This is a genomic window from Streptomyces sp. NPDC049837 (assembly GCF_040674455.1).
Taxonomy (GTDB): domain Bacteria; phylum Actinomycetota; class Actinomycetes; order Streptomycetales; family Streptomycetaceae; genus Streptomyces.
The window spans coordinates 237,908-256,738 of record NZ_JBFAMP010000008.1; the positions used below are offsets into that span (position 1 = coordinate 237,908).

The window sequence follows — 18,831 nt, forward strand, 5'->3', positions numbered from 1 at the left end:
CCATGACCACACAGACCACCACCGCGGACACCCCGCACACCACCACGACCGACGAGCGCACCGGGCTCATCGCCCTGCCCCCGCACATCGCGCGGGCCACCGCCACCGCGGGTGGCGCGCTCACCGTCGTCTCCGCGTTCCTGGCCTGGACCTGGACCCCCGCCTTCCCCGGAGACCTCACCGTCTACGGCTACCCCGGCGGCCTCCAGTGGCTGGTCCTCATCGGCGGCGCCCTGACCGCCCTGTTCGGACTCGCCTCGTACGGCATCAAGGGCACCCGCTGGCTCGTGCCCGCCGGCGCCGACTCCGCCATCAAACTGTCGGCCCTCGCCGCCTTCGTCACCGCCTGGTACACGATCATCGCCATCAGCGTCCAGCTCGGCGGCCTGATCAACCTCGAACCCGGCGGCTACGTCGTGGCCCTGGCCACCCTGGCAGCCCTCATCGGCGCCCTTGCCCTCCCCTTCGACCGGCCGGAACTCCTGCCCGCCGACCCCGAAGACACCGGCTGGGACCAGTTCAAGCACCGCGCCGGCAACCAGTGGGCCACCATCAAGGCGGCCCTCGCCACCGGACCGGTCACCCCGGCCCGCAAACTGCCCGGCTACGTCGAGATCCTCATCATCACCGCCGTACTCGCCCTCGGCCTCACCGTCTTCACCTACGGCATCGGCACCGAGTACGACGAGCTGTTCCTCGGCTTCCTGATGACCGCCGGCTTCGGCTTCGCCGCGCTCAACAAGGCCGGCCTGATCACCCGCGTCTCCACACTCACCGCACGCCACCGCAACGTGGCCATGATCGGCGCCTTCGTCGCCGCCGCGGCGTTCCCCTTCACCCAGAGCGACGACCAGTACGCCACCATCGGCGTCAACATCCTGATCTTCGCCACCGTCGCCCTGGGCCTGAACATCGTCGTCGGCCTCGCCGGCCTCCTCGACCTCGGTTACGTCGCCTTCCTCGGCGTCGGCGCCTACGCGGCGGCCATGGTCTCCGGCTCCCCCTCCTCGCCCTACGACGTCCACCTCCCCTTCTGGGCGGCCATCCTCGTCGGCGCGACCGTCTCCATGATCTTCGGCGTCCTCATCGGCGCCCCGACGCTCCGGCTGCGCGGCGACTACCTCGCCATCGTCACCCTCGGCTTCGGTGAGATCTTCCGCATCACCGTGCTCAACCTCGACGGCACCTCCGGTCCCGACGTCACCAACGGCTCCAACGGCATCTCCTCGATCCCGAACCTCAACATGTTCGGCTTCGACTTCGGCGCCGTCCACACCATCGGCCCCTTCAGCATCGGGCGGTTCGCGAACTACTTCTTCCTGATGCTGCTGGTCACCCTGATCGTCGTCGTGGTGTTCCGCCGCAGCTCCGAATCGCGCATCGGCCGCGCCTGGATCGCCATCCGCGAGGACGAGACCGCCGCACTCGCCATGGGCATCAACGGCTTCCGCGTCAAGCTCGTCGCCTTCGCCCTCGGCGCCACCCTCGCCGGCCTCGCCGGCGCCGTCCAGGCCCACGTCACCTACACCGTCACCCCCGAGCAGTACCAGTTCGCCCACGTGGTCCCGCCCAACTCGGCCTTCCTGCTGGCCGCGGTCGTCCTCGGCGGCATGGGCACCATCAGCGGACCGCTCGTCGGCGGCGCACTGCTCTTCCTCATCCCCAACAAGCTGCAGTTCCTCGGCGACTACCAGCTCTTCGCCTTCGGCGTCGCGCTCGTCCTGCTGATGCGCTTCCGCCCCGAGGGAATGATCCCCAACCGCCGCCGTCAGCTCGAATTCCACGAGAACGAGGAAGCGCCCGCCACCCTCACCAAGGCAGGTGCCTGAACATGACCACCACCACGACGGCCACCACGGCCAAGGCCCCGGCTCCTGGCGAAACCGTCCTCGACGCCCGCGGCGTCACCATGCGCTTCGGCGGCCTCACCGCCGTACGCTCGGTCGACCTCACCGTCAAGAGCGGCGAGATCGTCGGCCTCATCGGACCCAACGGCGCCGGCAAGACCACCTTCTTCAACTGCCTCACCGGCCTCTACATCCCCACCGAGGGAGAAGTCCGGTACAAGGGCCAGGTCCTGCCGCCCAAGTCCTTCAAGGTGACCGCCGCCGGCATCGCCCGGACGTTCCAGAACATCCGGCTCTTCAGCAACATGACCGTGCTGGAGAACGTCCTCGTCGGCCGCCACACCCGCACCAAGGAAGGGCTCTGGTCCGCCCTCCTCCGCGGCCCCGGCTTCCACAAGGCCGAAGCCGCCTCCCGCGCCCGCGCCCTCGAACTCCTCGAGTTCGTCGGACTCGCCGCCAAGGCCGACCACCTCGCCCGCAACCTCCCCTACGGCGAACAGCGCAAGCTCGAAATCGCCCGCGCACTCGCCAGCGAACCCGGCCTGCTGCTCCTCGACGAGCCCACCGCCGGCATGAACCCGCAGGAGACCCGCGCCACCGAGGAACTGGTCTTCGCCATCCGGGACATGGGCATCGCCATCCTCGTCATCGAGCACGACATGCGGTTCATCATGAACCTCTGCGACCGCGTCGCCGTGCTCGTCCAGGGCCAGAAGCTCATCGAGGGCGACGGCCCGACGGTCCAGCGCGACGAGCGCGTCATCGCCGCGTACCTCGGCGAGCCCTTCGAGGGCGAGCCCGGCGAGGCGGAGGCGGCGGAAGTCGCCGCCGCCGAAGAGGCCGCCGACGCGGCCGCGGAGGCCGACGCGGAGACGGACGCCGACGCGGAGGCGGACGCTGAGGCGGACGCTGAGGCGGACGCTGAGGCTGAGGCTGACGCCGGCACCTCGGGCGCCGAGGCTGACGCCGAATCGGACGCCGACGCCGACGCGGACGGCGACACCGACCGCACCACCGACCCGACCACCACCGCCGAAGCCTCGGGCGCGAAGGGTTCCGGCAAGGAGAACGACTCATGACCGCCCTGCTCGAAGTCGAGGACCTGCGCGTCGCCTACGGCAAGATCGAAGCCGTCAAGGGCATCTCCTTCACCGTCGACGCAGGCGAAGTCGTCACCCTCATCGGCACCAACGGCGCCGGCAAGACCACCACCCTGCGCACCCTCTCCGGCCTCCTCAAGCCGGTCGGCGGCCAGGTGAAGTTCGACGGCAAGCCGCTGAGGAAGTACCCCGCCCACAAGATCGTCTCCTTCGGGCTCGCTCACTCCCCCGAAGGGCGGCACATCTTCCCCCGCATGACGATCGAGGACAACCTCCGCCTCGGCGCCTTCCTCCGCAGCGACCGGACAGGCATCGAGAAGGACATCCAGCGCGCCTACGACCTGTTCCCCATCCTCGGGGAACGCCGGAAGCAGGCCGCCGGCACCCTCTCCGGCGGCGAGCAGCAAATGCTCGCCATGGGCAGGGCCCTCATGTCCCAGCCCAAGCTGCTCATGCTCGACGAGCCCTCCATGGGCCTCTCCCCGATCATGATGCAGAAGATCATGGCGACCATCGCCGAGCTCAAGGCCCAGGGCACCACCATCCTGCTCGTCGAGCAGAACGCCCAGGCCGCGCTGTCGCTGGCCGACCAGGCCCACGTGATGGAAATCGGCAAGATCGTCCTCTCCGGCACCGGACAGGACCTCCTGCACGACGAATCCGTCCGCAAGGCCTACCTCGGCGAGGACTGAGCCGTACGCACACGAAGAGGCCCACCCCGCCGTCGCGGGGTGGGCCTCTTCACGTACGCCCGTGCTTACTGGCCCTTCGCGGCCTTCTTCTCCTCGGCGTCCTCGATGACCGCCTCCGCGACCTGCTGCATCGACATCCGCCGGTCCATCGACGTCTTCTGGATCCACCGGAACGCCGCCGGCTCCGACAGGCCGTACTGCGTCTGAAGGATGCTCTTCGCCCGGTCCACCAGCTTGCGCGTCTCCAGCCGCTGCGAGAGGTCCGCGACCTCCTTCTCCAGCGCCTTCAGCTCCGCGAACCGCGACACCGCCATCTCGATGGCCGGCACCACGTCGCTCTTGCTGAACGGCTTCACCAGGTACGCCATGGCCCCGGCGTCCCGCGCCCGCTCCACCAGGTCCCGCTGCGAGAACGCGGTCAGCATCAGGACCGGCGCGATGGACTCACCGGCGATCTTCTCGGCGGCCGAGATCCCGTCCAGGACCGGCATCTTCACGTCCAGGATCACCAGGTCCGGCCGGTGCTCCCGCGCCAGCTCGACGGCACGGGCACCGTCACCGGCCTCGCCGACGACCGAGTAGCCCTCTTCCTCGAGCATCTCTTTGAGGTCGAGGCGGATGAGGGCCTCGTCCTCGGCGATCACGACACGGGTCGTCATCGGCGGGACGTGCGACTTGTCGTCGTCGGCGGCGTCGGGCTGGGGCGACTCGGGGGCGGTCACGTGGGCTCCTCGTTCCAAGGGCAGGTACAGCTCCCCTGAGCCTACCTAGCTGTCAGGGATCATGGGCACCGGGTACACTCCGACAAGACACCTCGCCGGGTTGATGGAATCGGCAGACATGATCGCCTCAAAAGCGATTGCCCGAAAGGGCGTGCGGGTTCAAGTCCCGCACCCGGCACAACAGCACCCTAAGCGGATGTTCCCGTTCTCGTGAACATCCGCTTTTTGCTGCTCACGGTGACGCCCGCTCACGCAGAGTGGTCGTATGAACTTTCACGGCACAGCAGTGCGACAGAAGGCCCTCACCCTCTTGCGTGGCGGCGCGCGGAACGCGGACGTGGCGCGAGAGCTGAATGTCCCGCTCGGCACGGTCTCCTACTGGCTTCACATGGACCGAGCCAAGCGCGGGGAGTGCCCGGGCAAGCATGATCCCAAGTGTCCCCGTTGCGACGACAGGGAACTCGACACCGCCGCCTACTCGTACTTACTCGGGCTGTACCTCGGTGACGGGCACATCAGTCACTACTCGGCGCACCGCGCACCGAACCTCATGATCGCTTGTGCTGACACCTGGCCTGGCCTGATGGACGAATGCGAGCAGGCCATGCGCGCCGTTCTCCCCGACAACCGGGTGTGCCGGGTACGCAGGACCGGGTGTCACAACGTAAAGGTCTACTCGAAACACCTCGGGTGCCTCTTCCCCCAGCACGGTCCCGGCAAGAAGCACACGCGGCGCATCGTGCTCGAAGGCTGGCAGCAGGAGATCGTCGACGCCCACCCGTGGGAGTTCGTCCGGGGGCTCATCCACTCCGATGGGTGCCGGATCACGAACTGGACGACCCGCGTGGTCGGAGGGGAGCGGAAGCGGTATGAGTATCCGCGGTACTTCTTCACCAACGTGTCGGACGACATCCGGCGGCTCTACACGGACACGCTCGACAAGCTCGGGGTCGAGTGGGCGCACTGCACGCGGAACGGGAACCCGTTCAACATCTCGGTTGCCCGACGCGCGTCCGTGGGGTTGATGGACGCGCACGTCGGGCCGAAGTACTGAGCGGGTTACGCCAGGGGTTCGCCGATGTGGTGGACGCGGACCAGGTTGGTGGAGCCCGAGACGCCCGGGGGCGAGCCGGCGGTGATGATGACGAGGTCGTCCTTCTGGCAGCGGCCGATCTTGAGGAGGTGCTCGTCGACCTGGGCGACCATCGCGTCCGTGGAGTCGACGTGCGGGCCGAGGAAGGTTTCCACGCCCCAGGTGAGGTTGAGCTGGGCGCGGGTGGCCGGGTCGGGGGTGAAGGCGAGGAGGGGGATCGGGGAGCGGTAGCGGGAGAGGCGTCGGACGGTGTCGCCGGACTGGGTGAAGGCGACGAGGTACTTGGCGCCGAGGAAGTCGCCCATTTCGGCGGCCGCGCGGGCGACGGCCCCGCCTTGGGTGCGGGGCTTGTTGCGGTCGGTCAGGGGGGTGAGGCCCTTGGCGAGGATGTCTTCTTCGGCGGCTTCGACGATGCGGCTCATCGTGCGGACGGTTTCGATGGGGAAGCGGCCGACGCTGGTTTCGCCGGAGAGCATGACGGCGTCGGTGCCGTCGATGACGGCGTTGGCGACGTCGCTGGCCTCGGCGCGGGTGGGGCGGGAGTTGTCGATCATCGAGTCGAGCATCTGGGTGGCGACGATGACCGGCTTGGCGTTGCGCTTGGCGAGTTTGATGGCTCGCTTCTGGACGATGGGGACTTGTTCGAGGGGCATTTCGACGCCGAGGTCGCCGCGGGCGACCATGATGCCGTCGAAGGCGGCGACGATGTCGTCGATGTTGTCGACGGCCTGCGGCTTCTCGATCTTGGCGATGACGGGTACGCGGCGGCCCTCTTCGTCCATGACGCGGTGGACGTCTTCGATGTCGCGTCCGCTGCGTACGAAGGAGAGGGCGATGATGTCTGCGCCGGTGCGCAGCGCCCAGCGGAGGTCGTCGACGTCCTTGTCGGAGAGGGCGGGGACGGAGACGGCGACGCCGGGGAGGTTGAGGCCCTTGTTGTCGGAGACCATGCCGCCTTCGAGGACGGTGGTGTGGACGCGGGGGCCGTCGACGGCGGTGACGTGGAGGGTGACGCGGCCGTCGTCGACGAGGATGCGTTCGCCGGGGGTGACGTCGGCGGCGAGGCCTTCGTAGGTGGTGCCGCAGGTGTGGCGGTCGCCCTGGACGCCGGGTTCGACGGTGATGGTGAAGTTGTCGCCGCGTTCAAGGAGTACGGGGCCTTCGCGGAAGCGTCCGAGGCGGATCTTCGGGCCTTGAAGGTCGGCGAGGATGCCGACGCTGCGGCCGGTTTCGTCGGAGGCTTTGCGTACGTGCTGGTAGCGCTCCTCGTGGTCGGCGTAACTGCCGTGGCTGAGGTTGAAGCGGGCGACGTCCATTCCGGCTTCGACCAGTGTCTTGATCTGGTCGTATGTGTCGGTGGCTGGGCCCAGGGTGCAGACGATTTTGGCTCGGCGCATGGTTCGACCCTATGGCTTACCGGCGGGTAGAGAATTGGTCCCGCGTGACTACTCAACAACCTTTCGATGAAGCGCTATTGACAAGTGTTGAATGTGTGCGGGGCTCTGCTCTGATGAGCGTCAGAGTTGGGGCGGGTGCATGGTGAAGCGGGCGTTGACCTGTGCGGTGACGGTCTGGCGCTGGGGTTCGAGGTCGAGGGGTGGGGCGGCCGATTCGGTGGTGGCGGCGGCGAAGGCCATGCGGGTTCCGCCGGTGGCGGGCGGGTAGGAGGGGGTGGCTGTCTCGGCGCCGAGGTCGGCGAGTTCGACGAGGGCGGCGAGGCGGGTGCCGAGGGCTTCGGCGTATTCGCGGGCGCGCTGGACGGCTTCCTTGACGGCCAGGCGGCGGGCTTCGCCGTGGGCGGGTGAGTCGGGGCGCAGGGCCCACCAGGGGCCGTCGACGCGGGTGAGTTCGAGGTCGGCGAGGCGGGTGGTGAGTTCGCCGAGGGCGGTGAAGTCGGTGAGTTCGGCGGTGATGTGGACGCTGCCGTGGTAGGCGCGTACGCGTTCGGCGCGGCCGTGGCGGAAGAGTTCGGGGGTGATGGAGAGGGCGCCGGTCTGGAGGTTTTCGACGGCGTCGCCGTAGCTCTTGACGAGGTCCAGGACGGTGGTGTTGCGGCGGGTGAGGTCGTCGAGGGCGCTGCGGCGGTCGGTGCCGCGGGCGGTGACGGTGATGCCGATGCGGGCGAGTTCGGGGTCGACTTCGAGGTGGGCCTCGCCGCGTACGGCGACGCGGGGGGCGTGGGGGGTGCCGTAGGGGAGGTCGGTGCGGTGGTCGGTGGGTGGGTCGGTCGGGTGGGTCATCGCCGGTCGGCTCCTTCGCTCGGTCCGGGGCCGGCTCGGGGGTTCCCGGGGCCCGGGGTTCCACTCTTCCGTACGTGGTCATCGGATCGAAACCTGTGAGGGCTGTTGCGAGGGGCGTGTCTGCGCCAGAATCTACGCGCGTCATGCACTGAACGAAGGAGACCACATGCCGCTGAATCGAAGGACGTTCCTGGGGAGTTCGGCCGTGGCCGGTGCCGGTGTGGTGATCGCCGGCGCGGTCGTGGCACCGGCGGCGGCCGCCGCGCCTCGGGCGAAGCGGTACTCCTTCACCGTGATGGGCACGACGGACCTGCACGGCAACGTCTTCAACTGGGACTACTTCACGGACAGGGAGTTCGACGACAAGGCCCACAACGACGTCGGCCTGGCGAAGATCTCGACGCTGGTGGAGCGGGTCCGGAAGGAGAAGGGGCGCCGCAACACGCTGCTGATCGACGCGGGCGACACCATCCAGGGCACGCAGTTGTCGTACTACTACGCCAAGGTCGACCCGATCACCGCCGAGCGCGGGCCGGTGCACCCGATGGCGCAGGCGATGAACGCGATCGGGTACGACGCCGCCGCCCTGGGCAACCACGAGTTCAACTACGGCATACCGGTGCTGCGGAAGTTCCAGGAGCAGTGCGACTTCCCGCTGCTGGGCGCGAACGCGCTGGACGCGAAGACGCTGCGCCCGGCGTTCCCCCCGTACAGCATGCACCGGCTGCGTACGCCGTGCGGGCGGGATGTGCGGGTGGCGGTGCTGGGGCTGACGAACCCGGGCATCGCGATCTGGGACAAGGCGAACGTGAGCGGCAAGATGGTGTTCCCGGGGCTGGAGGAGCAGGCCGCGAAGTGGGTGCCGAAGCTGCGGTCGATGGGCGCGGACGTGGTGATCGTGTCGGCGCACTCGGGGTCGAGCGGCACGTCGTCGTACGGGGACCAGCTCCCGTACATCGAGAACGCGGCGGCGCTGGTGGCGGAGCAGGTGCCGGGCATCGACGCGATCCTGGTGGGTCACGCGCACACGGAGATCCCGGAGTACCGGGTGAAGAACAAGGAGACCGGCAAGGACGTCGTGCTGTCGGAGCCGCTGAAGTGGGGCCAGCGGCTGACGCTCTTCGACTTCGACGTGGTGTGGTCGAAGGGGCGCTGGGTGGTGGAGAAGGTCGGCGCGCAGGTGCTGAACTCCAACACCGTCGAGGAGGACCCGGAGATCGTCAAGTTGCTGGGTGACGAGCACGAGAAGGTCGTGGCGTACGTCAACCAGGTGATCGGTACGTCGACGGCCGTGATGTCGACGGCCGACGCGCCGTGGAAGGACGAGCCGATCATCGACCTGATCAACCACGTCCAGGCGGAGACGGTGAAGGCGGCGCTGGCGGGTGGCGAGTACGCGTCGCTGCCGGTGCTGTCGCAGGCGTCGTGTTTCTCCCGTTCGGCGCGGATTCCGGCGGGTGAGGTGACGATCCGGGACGCGGCGGGGCTGTACCCGTTCGAGAACACGCTGGAGGCGCGGCTGCTGACGGGTGCGCAGCTCAAGGACTATCTGGAGTTCTCGGCGCGGTACTACGTGCAGACGCCGGCGGGTGCGCCGGTGGACCCGGCGCAACTGACGAACGCGGGCGGTACGCCGGATTACAACTATGACGCCGTGTACGGGCTGTCGTACGAGATCGACATCGCCAAGCCGGCGGGGTCGCGGATCGTGAACCTGTCGTTCCAGGGCAAGCCGCTGGACCCGGCGGCGCGGTTCGTGCTGGCGGTGAACAACTACCGGGCGTCGGGTGGCGGTGCGTTCCCACATGTGGCGGGGGCGCAGCAGGTGTGGGCGAACTCGGACGAGATCAGGAACACGATCATCCAGTGGGTGAAGGCGCAGGGGACGGTCGACCCGGGCCGGTTCGCGTCGGTGGACTGGCGACTGACCCGGGACGGTGTGCCGGTGTTCTAGGGCCGCCGGTGTAGGGGTCCTATCGGTCGCGGTGGGTTTTGAGTGGAGGCGTCTGGCTGGGAATGCCGGGCGTCTCCTGCCGTTCCAGGCCGAAGGTGGTGAAGGCGGTGCGGCGTGGGAGGGGGTAGGGCTCCTTGCCGGTGAGGTGGTTGAGGATGGTGGCGCTGCGCCAGGCGGCGAGGCCGAGGTCGGGTGCGCCGACGCCGTGGGTGTGGGTTTCGGCGTTCTGTACGTAGATGGAGCCGGTGACGGACGGGTCGAGGACGAGCCGGTGGTGGGCGTCGATGCGGGGGCGGTCGGCGGAGTCGCGGCGCATGTAGGGGTCGAGTCCGGCGAGGAGGCGGCCGAGGGGGCGTTCGCGGTAGCCGGTGGCGAGGATGACGGCGTCGGTGGTGAGGCGGGCCCGGGTGCCCTGCTGGATGTGTTCGAGGTGGAGCTCGACCTTGGTGGTGGCGAGGCGGCCGGCGGTGCGGACGCGGACGCCGGGGGTGAGGACGGCGTCGGGCCAGCCGCCGTGGAGGGTGCGGCGGTAGAGCTCGTCGTGGATGGCGGCGATGGTGTCGGCGTCGATGGCTTTGTGGAGTTGCCATTGGCGGGGGACGAGGTCGCTGCGTACCTGTTCGGGCAGGGCGTGGAAGTAGCGGGTGTAGTCGGGGGTGAAGTGTTCGAGGCCGAGTTTGGAGTACTCCATGGGGGCGAAGGCCTCGGTGCGGGTGAGCCAGTGGATCTTCTCGGCTCCGGCGGGGCGGGTGCGGAGGAGGTCGAGGAAGATCTCGGCGCCCGACTGGCCGGAGCCGATGACGGTGATGTGCTCGGCGGTCAGGAGGCGTTCGCGGTGGTGGAGGTAGTCGGCGGAGTGGATGACGGGGACGGCGGGCTGTTCGGCGAGGGGGCGCAGCGGTTCGGGGATGTACGGCTCGGTGCCGACGCCGAGGGCGATGTGGCGGGTGTGGGTGCGGCCGAGGGCTTCGGCTTCGCCGTTGGTGTCGAGTTGGGTGTAGTCGACTTCGAACAGGTCGCGTTCGGGGTTCCAGCGGACGGCGTCGACCTGGTGGGCGAAGTGGAGGCCGGGGAGGTTGTCGCTGACCCAGCGGCAGTAGGCGTCGTATTCGGCGCGGTGGATGTGGAAGCGCTCGGCGAAGTAGAAGGGGTAGAGGCGCTCGCGGCCGCGGAGGTAGTTGAGGAACGTCCAGGGGCTGGTGGGGTCGGCGAGGGTGACGAGGTCGGCGAGGAAGGGGACTTGGAGGGTGGTGCCGTCGATGAGCTGGCCGGGGTGCCAGTGGAAGGCGGGGCGTTGTTCGTAGAAGGCGGCGGCGAGGCCTCCGGGTACGCCGTGGGCGAGCGCGGCGAGGGAGAGGTTGAAGGGACCGATGCCGATGCCCACCAGGTCGTGGGGCTGGTCGGGGTCGCGCTGGGGTGTGCTGCCGGTCATCGGGTGGTGCTGCCTTCCACGAGTGCGATGAGTGTGTCGAGATCGGTGGGGGTGGTGTGCGGGTTGAGGAGGGTGGCCTTGAACCAGAGGTGGCCGTCGGCGTGGGCGCGGCCGAGTACGGCGTGGCCGTGGGTGAGGAGGTCGCGGCGGGTGGCGGCGACGGCCTCGTCGGTGGCGTCGGTGGGGCGGAAGAGGACCGTGGTGAGGGTGGGGCGTTCGTAGAGGTCGAGGTGGGGGTTCTTGTCGACGAGGTCGGCGAGTTGCTGGGCGGTGTCGCAGACGCGGTCGACGAGGTGGCCGAGGCCGGTGCGGCCGAGGGCGCGGAAGGTGACGGCGACCTTGAGGATGTCGGGGCGGCGGCTGGTGCGCGGGGAGCGGCCGAGGAGGTCGGGGAGGCCGGCGCGGGTGTCGTCGTCGGGGTTGAGGTAGGGCGCGGTGTGGGCGAGGGCGTCGAGCATCGTGGTGTCGGGTACGGCGAGGAGGCCTGCGGCGACCGGTTGCCAGCCGAGTTTGTGCAGGTCGAGTGTGACCGTGTGGGCGCGGTCGAGGCCGGTGAGGAGGTGGCGGCGGGTGGCGCTGAACAGCAGCGGTCCGCCGTAGGCGGCGTCGACGTGGAAGGCGGAGCCGTGCGTGTCGCACAGGTCGGCGATCTCGGACAGCGGGTCGATGCTGCCGGTGTCGGTGGTGCCCGCGGTGGCGGTGACGAGGAGGGGTCCGCGGAGGTCGGTGAGGACGGCGGCGAGGGCCGTGAGGTCGATCGTGCCGTCGGGGGCGGGGACGGTGACCGGTTCGGGGAGGCCGAGGAGCCAGGCCGCGCGGCGGATGGAGTGGTGGGCGTTCGCGCCGCAGACGGTCTGGAGGGTGGGGCCGTGGTGCTCGCGGGCGAGCAGGAGCGCGAGGTGGTTGGACTCGGTGCCGCCGGTGGTGACCAGGGCGTCGGGGGCCGGCCCGGTGGGATGGATCTCGGTGGCCAGGGCCCGGGTGACGAGCTGTTCGAGCGCGGAGGCGGCGGGGGCCTGGTCCCAGGAGTCCAGGGACGGGTTGAGCGCCGAGGCGGCGAGGTCGGCGGCGACGGCGAGCGCGAGGGGCGGGGTGTGGAGGTGGGCGGCGCAGTGCGGGTGCGCGGGGTCGGCGGCGCCGTACGCGAGGGCGGTGACGAGGGCGTGGAGGGCCTCTTCCGCGCCGGTGCCCGTGTCGGGCAGGACGTCGGCGAGGGCGTCCCGCACGTGTGCGGTGACCGCTTCGGGCCCGCCCGGCGGGAGCGGCCCGCCGCGGGCGGCGGCGCCGTCGTGGAGGGCGTCCAGGACGGTTGCGACGAGCGGCCGCAGCGCGTCGGCTCCTCCGGGGCCTCCTGCGAGGGGCGGCGTGCCGCACGGGGTGCTCCACGGGGTGCTCGACGGGCTGCTGCTCATGCTGCCAGCGTGGCCCCGCCCGGCGGAGCGCGGTTGCGGTGCGGGGCGATCACAACCCGAAAGGGGGACGAGGGGGTGGCGGGGCGGATTGGGCGTGCTAAGGGCGGTCGGCGCGGGGGGCGTTGCGGGGGTGGCCCCGCCCGGGCCGGGGGTTGCCGGCCGGGGCGGGGTACGGGATCGGTCAGGCCTTGCGGACGCGGAGGGCGCGGCGCAGGTCGTCGATCTGGTCGGTGAGCTTGCGGCGGAGGGCCGGCAGGAGGTTGTCGGACGCCAGGTGCTGCTCGGCCAGGTGGAGGTGTGCGGTGTCGACGGCGTGGGCGGGGAAGGCGTAGCGGCCGGCCGCCTCCGCGATGGCCGGGCCCCGGCGGTCGGCGAGGGCGGTGGCGTCAGGGTAGAAGCGGGAGACGTACTCCCGTACCAGGTCGGCCTGTTCGGGCTGCCAGAAGCCCTGGGCGGTGGCGGTGAACAGGTAGTTGGAGAGGGTGTCGGAGGTGAACATCCGCTCCCAGGCGGCCGCCTTCGCCTCGGGCGTCGGCAGGGCGGCGCGGCAGCGGGCGGCGCCCTCCTGGCCGGTGGCGCTGGCGTCGCGGTCGAGTTCGGCGGCGATGGCGGCCTCGTCGGTGGCGCCGAGGACGGCGAGCCGGCCCAGGATGCGCCAGCGCAGCTCGGGGTCGAGTTCGGGGCCGCCGGGGACGGTGCCGTCGGCGAGCCAGGCGGCGATGGTGTCGGGGTGGGCGGCGGTGTCGATGCGGTGGCGCACCGCGGTCAGTCGCAGGCCGGGGTCGGTGCCGTCCTCGGTGCGGCGGATGAGGTCGCGGGTGAGGTCGGTGAGCAGGGCGAGGGCGGCGGGCCGGGCCTCGGCGGGGAGGTACCGGTCGGCGATCTGGGACGTGGCGAAGGCGAGGACGCCTTGGACGACCGCCAGGTCCTTCTCCTCGGGGAGGTGGGCGCGGGCGGTCTCCAGGTAGGCGGTGGGTTCGAGTTCGCCGTCGCGGACCATGTCGCGCAGGCAGTTCCACACGACGGCGCGGGTGAGGGCGTCGGGGATGCCGGAGAGGTTGCGAAGGGCCGGTTCCTCGGAGTGCGCGTCGAGGCGGATCTTGGCGTAGGTGTGGTCGCCGTCGTTGAGGACGATGAGCGCGGGGCGGGGGCCGGGGAGGTTGGCGGGGGTGTCCTGCGGGACGTCGACCTCCAGGCGGTTACGGAGCACCAGGCGCCGGGCGTCGGCGAGGTCGTGGTCGTACACACCGACGGTGATGCGGTGGGGCCGGCTGCCGGTGCGGGTGACGGTGAGGGTACCGGTGGCCCGGTCGTACGCCGGGGTGAGGGTGTCGACGCCGGTGGTGCGCAGCCACTGCTCGGCCCAGGTGTGGACGTCCCGGTCGGTCGCGGAGGCGAGGCTTTCGATGAAGTCGGCGAGGGTGGCGTTGGCGAACTTGTGGCGGGCGAAGTGGGTGTTGATGCCGGCCAGGAACTCCTTCTCGCCGAGCCAGGCGACGAGCTGGCGGAGGGCGGAGGCGCCCTTGGCGTAGGAGATGCCGTCGAAGTTGAGCATCGCGGAGGCGGTGTCGGGGACGGCGTCGGGGTCGGGGGCGACGGGGTGGGTGGAGGGGCGCTGGTCGGCGTCGTATCCCCAGGCCTTGCGGGCGATGCCGAAGTCGATCCAGGTGTGGGGGTAGCGGCTGGTGGCCTCGTTGATGATCTGGTAGCCCATGTACTCGGCGAAGGACTCGTTCAGCCAGATGTCGTCCCACCACTTGAGGGTGACGAGGTCGCCGAACCACATGTGGGCCATCTCGTGGGCGATGACCATGGCGCGGGTCTGGCGTTCGGTGACGGTGACGGCGGAGCGGTAGACGAACTCGTCGCGGAAGGTGACGAGGCCCGGGTTCTCCATGGCGCCCGCGTTGAACTCGGGGACGAACGCCTGGTCGTAGGAGTCGAAGGGGTACGGCTCCTCGAACTTCTCGTGGTACCGGTCGAAGCACTGCCGGGTGACGTCGAGGATCTCGTCGGCGTCGGCGTCGAGGTACGGGGCGAGGGAGCGGCGGCAGTGGATGCCGAAGGGCAGTCCGGCGTGCTCGGTGCGGATCGAGTGCCAGGGGCCGGCGGCGACGGCGACCAGGTAGGTGGAGATGAGGGGGGTGGCCGCGGCCTGCCAGCGGCCGCCGCCCTGGTGGGCCGTGACGCCGTTGGCGAGGACGGTCCAGCCGGCGGGGGCCGTGACGGCGACCTCGAAGACGGCTTTGAGGTCGGGCTGGTCGAAGGCGGCGAAGACGCGCTGGACGTCCTCCATGAAGAGCTGGGTGTAGACGTACGTCTCGCCGTCGCTGGGGTCGGTGAAGCGGTGCATGCCCTCGCCGGTGCGGGAGTAGCGCATGGCCGCGTCGATGCGGAGGGTGTGCTCGCCCTCGGCGAGGGTGAGGGGCAGCCGGTTGTCCGCGAGGGTCTCGGGGTCGAGGTGCGAGCCGTCGAGGGTGACGGAGCGGAGGGTGGCCGGTTTGAGCTCGACGAAGGTGTTCCCGGTGGCGCGGGCGGTGAAGTGGATGACGGTGGTGGAGTCGAAGGTCTCTTCGCCGGTGGTCAGGTCGAGGTCGACCGTGTACCGGTGGACGTCGAGGAGCCGGGCTCGGGTCTGCGCTTCGTCGCGCGTCAGTACGGGCATGGGCCCATGCTGCCCGATGGGGCGGGCGCGGGGCACGGGTGTTCTTCTGAGGGCTGATCCGGTGGCGGGGCGGGTGGGGGTGGGAGTGGTTGCTCGGGGGGCGGATGCGGGTTGGGGCCGGTGCCCCGGGGAGTCGGTACCCGGCGGGGGCGGGTGGGGTGGGTGCCCGGGGGGGCGGTGCGGGTTGGGGTCGGTGCCCCGGGGGCTCGTCGCGCGGGCGCGGGTGGGTCGTGGCCGGTGGGCGGGTGCCCGGTGGGGCGGGTGGCCCGGCGCGGTCGGGGGTGGTCGGGGCGGCGCCTGGCAGGAGTCGGCGCCGGGGCTTCGGCGCCGGCCGGGTGGGCGCCCGGCGGGGATGCGTCGCGCGGTTGCGGGCCGGTCGTGTCCGGTGGGTCGGAGCCCGGGGGCCCGTGGCGGGCGGGTCGTGCGCGGTGTGGTCGGTGCCCGGCGGGGTTGCGCGGGGCAGCCGGGCTGGGGCATGGGCGCGGGCCTCGCTGGGCCCTCCGGGCTCGGCCCCGCCTCAGACCGCCGGGCGGCCGCCCGCGATCGTTTCGTGGTGGCGGATCACCTCGGCGATGATGAAGTTCAGCAGCTTCTCGGCGAAGGCGGGGTCGAGGTTCGCGCTCTCGGCGAGTTGCCGCAGCCGGGCGATCTGGCGGGCCTCGCGCTCGGGGTCGGCCGGGGGCAGGTGGTGGCGGGCCTTGAGGTGGCCGACCTGCTGGGTGCACTTGAACCGCTCGGCCAGCATGTGGACGACCGCCGCGTCGATGTTGTCGATGCTTTCGCGCAGCCGCGTCAGTTCGGCGCGTACGGAGTCCTCGGTCTCGCTGGTGCTCATGGTCAGCGAGCTTAGACGTGTCCCGTGATGATCGTCGGGGGGTGTTCGGCATCCGGGATCCGGGTGCTCCAGCCGCCCGGTACGGTGCGGCCCTGCTGCTCGCGGAAGCGGACCGGGGCCATGCCGACACGGCGGGTGAACAGGCGGGAGAAGTAGGCGGGGTCGTCGTAGCCGACGCGGCGGGCGACGGCGGCGACCGGCAGCTCGGTGCCGGCGAGGAGCTCCTTGGCGCGGCCGAGCCGGATGCCGAGGAGGAAGTCCTTGGGGCTGCACCCGGCGCCGCGGCGTACCGCGGTGCGCAGCTCGGCGGGCGTCATGCCGTGCCGGGCGGCGTGTTCGGCGACGGACAGGGGCTGGAAGGCGTCGCGGGCGAGGGCTTCCAGGACGGGGTCGCCGTCGGCGTTGGTGTCGGCGCGGGCGCGGCGGAGGGTGACGAGCAGTTCGTGGACGGCGGCGGCGGTCTCCACTTCGAGGAGCGGGTTGCCGCGCCGGGCGGCCCGGGCGATGCGGCCGATGACGGAGCGGGCGGGGCCCGCGTCGGCGAGCGGGACGACGGGGCGGTCGGGCTCGATGTAGCCCAGCTCGGTGTAGGTGGCGGTGACCGGGCCGGTGAAGTCGACGAAGCCCTCGTCCCAGCCGGTCGCGGGGTCGGGCGCGTAGTGGTGCGGGACGCCGGGGGTGAGCCAGAGCAGCGCGGGGGCGGTGACGGTCAGGCGCCGCCCGTCGGGGCACCGGTACCAGCCGCCGCCCGCGTTGATCACGACGGCGACGTGGTGGTCGAGGGTGCGGGGGCCGACCGTGGGCAGGGTGCCGTGCTGGAGGCCGACGCCGAGGCAGGTGAGGCCGAGCCGGGTGTGCAGCGGGCTCGGCGTGAAGAAGCGCATCCAGGTGTGGTACATCCCTCGGCCTCCCCGGCGAACCGTTTTTGCGTCCAATCAGCGCCGATCTTTGTCCATGGACCCGTCAGCCGCCAGAGGGCGACAGTTGGTCGCGGTACGTGACCATGAGACGGGCGGGGATGGGTGGGTCGTGGGCGAGTTCACGGTGGGTGATCGGGATTTCCTGCTGGACGGCAGGCCGGTGCGGCTGCTGTCGGGGGCGTTGCACTACTTCCGGGTGCACGAGGAGCAGTGGGAGCACCGGCTGGCGATGCTGCGGGCGATGGGCCTGAACTGTGTGGAGACGTACGTCCCCTGGAACCTGCACGAGCCGGAGCCCGGGCGTTACCGGGACGTGGGGGCGCTGGGGCGGTTCCTGGACGCGGTGCGGGAGGCGGGGCTGTGGGCGATCGTGCGGCCGGGCCCGTACATCTGCGCCGAGTGGGAGAACGGCGGGTTGCCGCACTGGCTGACGGGGCGGTTGGGGCGGCGGGTGCGGTCGGAGGACGCCGGGTACCTGGTGCATGTGAACCGCTGGTTCCGCACGCTGCTGCCGGAGGTGGTGGCGCGGCAGATCGACCGGGGCGGTCCGGTGATCATGGTGCAGGCGGAGAACGAGTACGGGAGTTACGGCTCCGACCAGGGGTATCTGCGGTACGTCGCGGATCTGCTGGAGGCGTGCGGGGTGACCGTGCCGCTGTTCACGTCGGACGGGCCCGAGGACCACATGCTGACGGGCGGGTCGATCCCGGGTGTGCTGGCCACCGTGAACTTCGGGTCGGGCGCGCGGGCGGCGTTCGAGGTGTTGCGCCGGCACCAGCCTCGGGGGCCGTTGATGTGCATGGAGTTCTGGTGCGGCTGGTTCGCCCACTGGGGCGACGCGCGTGCGGTGCGGGACGCGGAGGACGCGGCGGCGGCGCTGGCGGAGGTGCTGGACTGCGGGGCGTCGGTCAACGTGTACATGGCGCACGGGGGCACCAGCTTCGGTGGCTGGGCGGGCGCGAACCGGGCCGGCGCGCTGCATGACGGGCCCCTGGAGGCGACGGTGACGTCGTACGACTACGACGCGCCGGTCGACGAGGCGGGGCTGCCGACGGCGAAGTTCTGGGCGTTCCGGTCGGTGCTGGAGCGGTACGCGACCGGTCCGCTGCCGCCCGTTCCGGCGCCGCCCGCGCGGCTGGCGGGCCGGGTGGCGGCGGTGCCGCACGAGTGGGCGCCGCTGGAGGGAGTGCTGGACGCGCTCGGCGACGAGGAGTGGGACGGGCCGGTGCCGCCGACGTTCGAGGACCTCGGGGTGGACCGGGGCCTGGTCCGCTACCGGCTGGAGGTGCCGGGGCCCCGGCAGCCGTATCCGCTGGCGGTGACGGGCCTGAGGGACCGGGCGGTGGTGTACGTGGACGGCGTCCGGGCGGGTGTGCTGGAGGCGGAGGACGCGGTGCTGGCGGAGCCGGTGGCGGGGCCCGCGGTGGTGGAGCTGTGGGTGGAGTCGCTGGGGCGGGTCAATTACGGGCCGCGCCTGGGTGAGGCGAAGGGCGTCACGGGCGGGGTGCTGCACGAACGGCAGTACGTGCACGGGGTGCGGGCGCGGGGGCTGCGGGTGGACGCGTTCACGGCGGACGGGGTGGCGAAGGTGCCGTTCACGCCGGTGCCGGGCGTCACCGCGGCGCCGGACGGCGCTCCCGCGCCGGGCGGGGGGCCGGGGCCGGGCGGGGGGGCGGGGCTGTACCGCATGGTCGTGGAGGTGGCCGGTGCGGGGGACGCCGCGCTGGAACTGCCCGGCTGGACGCGGGGGTTCGTGTGGCTGAACGGGTTCTGTCTGGGGCGGTACTGGGGGGTGGGCCCGCAGGAGTCGCTGTTCGTGCCGGGGCCGGTGTTGCGGGAGGGGACGAACGAGGTGTGGGTGCTGGAGCTGGAGGGCGCCGGGGCCTCCGTACGGCTGGTGTAGGCGGCTTGTGCAGGCG

Annotated in this window: 14 protein-coding genes and 1 tRNA gene; 7 read left to right on the forward strand and 8 right to left on the reverse strand. The window is 71.1% G+C overall.

Annotated features, from left to right (window positions below):
• The first annotated feature begins 2 nt into the window (after positions 1-2).
• Genes AB0J57_RS22930 through AB0J57_RS22940 form a run of 3 tightly spaced genes read left to right on the forward strand, consistent with a single transcriptional unit; the run spans position 3 to position 3,639 of the window.
• Positions 3-1,829: a branched-chain amino acid ABC transporter permease gene (locus AB0J57_RS22930; RefSeq protein WP_366130135.1), complete on the forward strand. Its 1,827-nt coding sequence runs from the start codon at positions 3-5 to the stop codon at positions 1,827-1,829.
• Between the two features lie 2 nt (positions 1,830-1,831).
• On the forward strand, positions 1,832-2,926 hold the full coding sequence (locus AB0J57_RS22935; protein ID WP_366130136.1) for an ABC transporter ATP-binding protein: 1,095 nt from the start codon (positions 1,832-1,834) through the stop codon (positions 2,924-2,926).
• The gene (locus AB0J57_RS22940; protein WP_366130137.1) at positions 2,923-3,639 is read left to right on the forward strand and encodes an ABC transporter ATP-binding protein; all 717 of its coding nucleotides are present in this window, start codon (positions 2,923-2,925) and stop codon (positions 3,637-3,639) included. Before AB0J57_RS22935 ends, AB0J57_RS22940 begins: the two co-directional genes overlap by 4 nt.
• A 65-nt stretch (positions 3,640-3,704) precedes the next feature.
• On the opposite strand, the gene AB0J57_RS22945 is transcribed toward AB0J57_RS22940, so the two are convergent.
• Positions 3,705-4,361, reverse strand: coding sequence for a response regulator (locus AB0J57_RS22945; protein ID WP_366130138.1), 657 nt, complete (start codon positions 4,359-4,361; stop codon positions 3,705-3,707).
• A gap of 94 nt (positions 4,362-4,455) precedes the next feature.
• On the opposite strand from AB0J57_RS22945, the gene AB0J57_RS22950 reads away from it, so the two are divergent.
• Together AB0J57_RS22950 and AB0J57_RS22955 are read left to right on the forward strand one after the other, a co-directional pair.
• Positions 4,456-4,539: transfer RNA gene (locus AB0J57_RS22950), tRNA-Leu, on the forward strand.
• Between the two features lie 87 nt (positions 4,540-4,626).
• A complete protein-coding gene (locus AB0J57_RS22955; protein WP_366130139.1) occupies positions 4,627-5,415 on the forward strand; it encodes a helix-turn-helix domain-containing protein in 789 nt (262 codons plus the stop codon).
• Positions 5,416-5,420: 5 nt separating this feature from the next.
• Here the strand turns inward: AB0J57_RS22955 and pyk are convergent, their stop codons facing one another.
• Both pyk and AB0J57_RS22965 read right to left on the reverse strand, forming a co-directional pair.
• On the reverse strand, positions 5,421-6,851 hold the full coding sequence (gene pyk, locus AB0J57_RS22960; protein WP_366130140.1) for a pyruvate kinase: 1,431 nt from the start codon (positions 6,849-6,851) through the stop codon (positions 5,421-5,423).
• Positions 6,852-6,971: 120 nt separating this feature from the next.
• Positions 6,972-7,694 carry an SIMPL domain-containing protein gene (locus tag AB0J57_RS22965; RefSeq protein WP_366130141.1) on the reverse strand — a complete coding sequence of 241 codons (723 nt, stop codon included), beginning with the start codon at positions 7,692-7,694 and terminating at the stop codon, positions 6,972-6,974.
• 166 nt (positions 7,695-7,860) lie between these two features.
• Here AB0J57_RS22965 and AB0J57_RS22970 point away from each other — a divergent pair, with 166 nt between their 5' ends.
• Positions 7,861-9,648, forward strand: a complete 1,788-nt coding sequence (locus tag AB0J57_RS22970; RefSeq protein ID WP_366130142.1) for a 5'-nucleotidase C-terminal domain-containing protein — start codon at positions 7,861-7,863, stop codon at positions 9,646-9,648.
• Positions 9,649-9,667: 19 nt separating this feature from the next.
• Here the strand turns inward: AB0J57_RS22970 and AB0J57_RS22975 are convergent, their stop codons facing one another.
• From AB0J57_RS22975 to AB0J57_RS22995, 5 genes are all read right to left on the reverse strand, one after another.
• The gene (locus tag AB0J57_RS22975) at positions 9,668-11,080 is read right to left on the reverse strand and encodes a SidA/IucD/PvdA family monooxygenase (RefSeq protein WP_366130143.1); all 1,413 of its coding nucleotides are present in this window, start codon (positions 11,078-11,080) and stop codon (positions 9,668-9,670) included.
• Complete coding sequence (locus AB0J57_RS22980; protein WP_366130144.1) at positions 11,077-12,492, reverse strand: aminotransferase class V-fold PLP-dependent enzyme; 1,416 nt, start codon at positions 12,490-12,492, stop codon at positions 11,077-11,079. The genes AB0J57_RS22975 and AB0J57_RS22980 overlap by 4 nt, the downstream gene beginning before the upstream one ends.
• A gap of 181 nt (positions 12,493-12,673) precedes the next feature.
• On the reverse strand, positions 12,674-15,157 hold the full coding sequence (gene pepN / locus AB0J57_RS22985; RefSeq protein WP_366130146.1) for an aminopeptidase N: 2,484 nt from the start codon (positions 15,155-15,157) through the stop codon (positions 12,674-12,676).
• 517 nt (positions 15,158-15,674) lie between these two features.
• Complete coding sequence (locus tag AB0J57_RS22990) at positions 15,675-15,992, reverse strand: chorismate mutase (RefSeq protein WP_366130147.1); 318 nt, start codon at positions 15,990-15,992, stop codon at positions 15,675-15,677.
• A gap of 11 nt (positions 15,993-16,003) precedes the next feature.
• Positions 16,004-16,891, reverse strand: a complete 888-nt coding sequence (locus AB0J57_RS22995) for an AraC family transcriptional regulator (protein WP_366130148.1) — start codon at positions 16,889-16,891, stop codon at positions 16,004-16,006.
• A gap of 130 nt (positions 16,892-17,021) precedes the next feature.
• Between AB0J57_RS22995 and AB0J57_RS23000 the strand changes: the two genes are divergently transcribed.
• Positions 17,022-18,815 carry a beta-galactosidase family protein gene (locus tag AB0J57_RS23000; RefSeq protein ID WP_366130149.1) on the forward strand — a complete coding sequence of 598 codons (1,794 nt, stop codon included), beginning with the start codon at positions 17,022-17,024 and terminating at the stop codon, positions 18,813-18,815.
• Positions 18,816-18,831 lie beyond the last annotated feature (16 nt).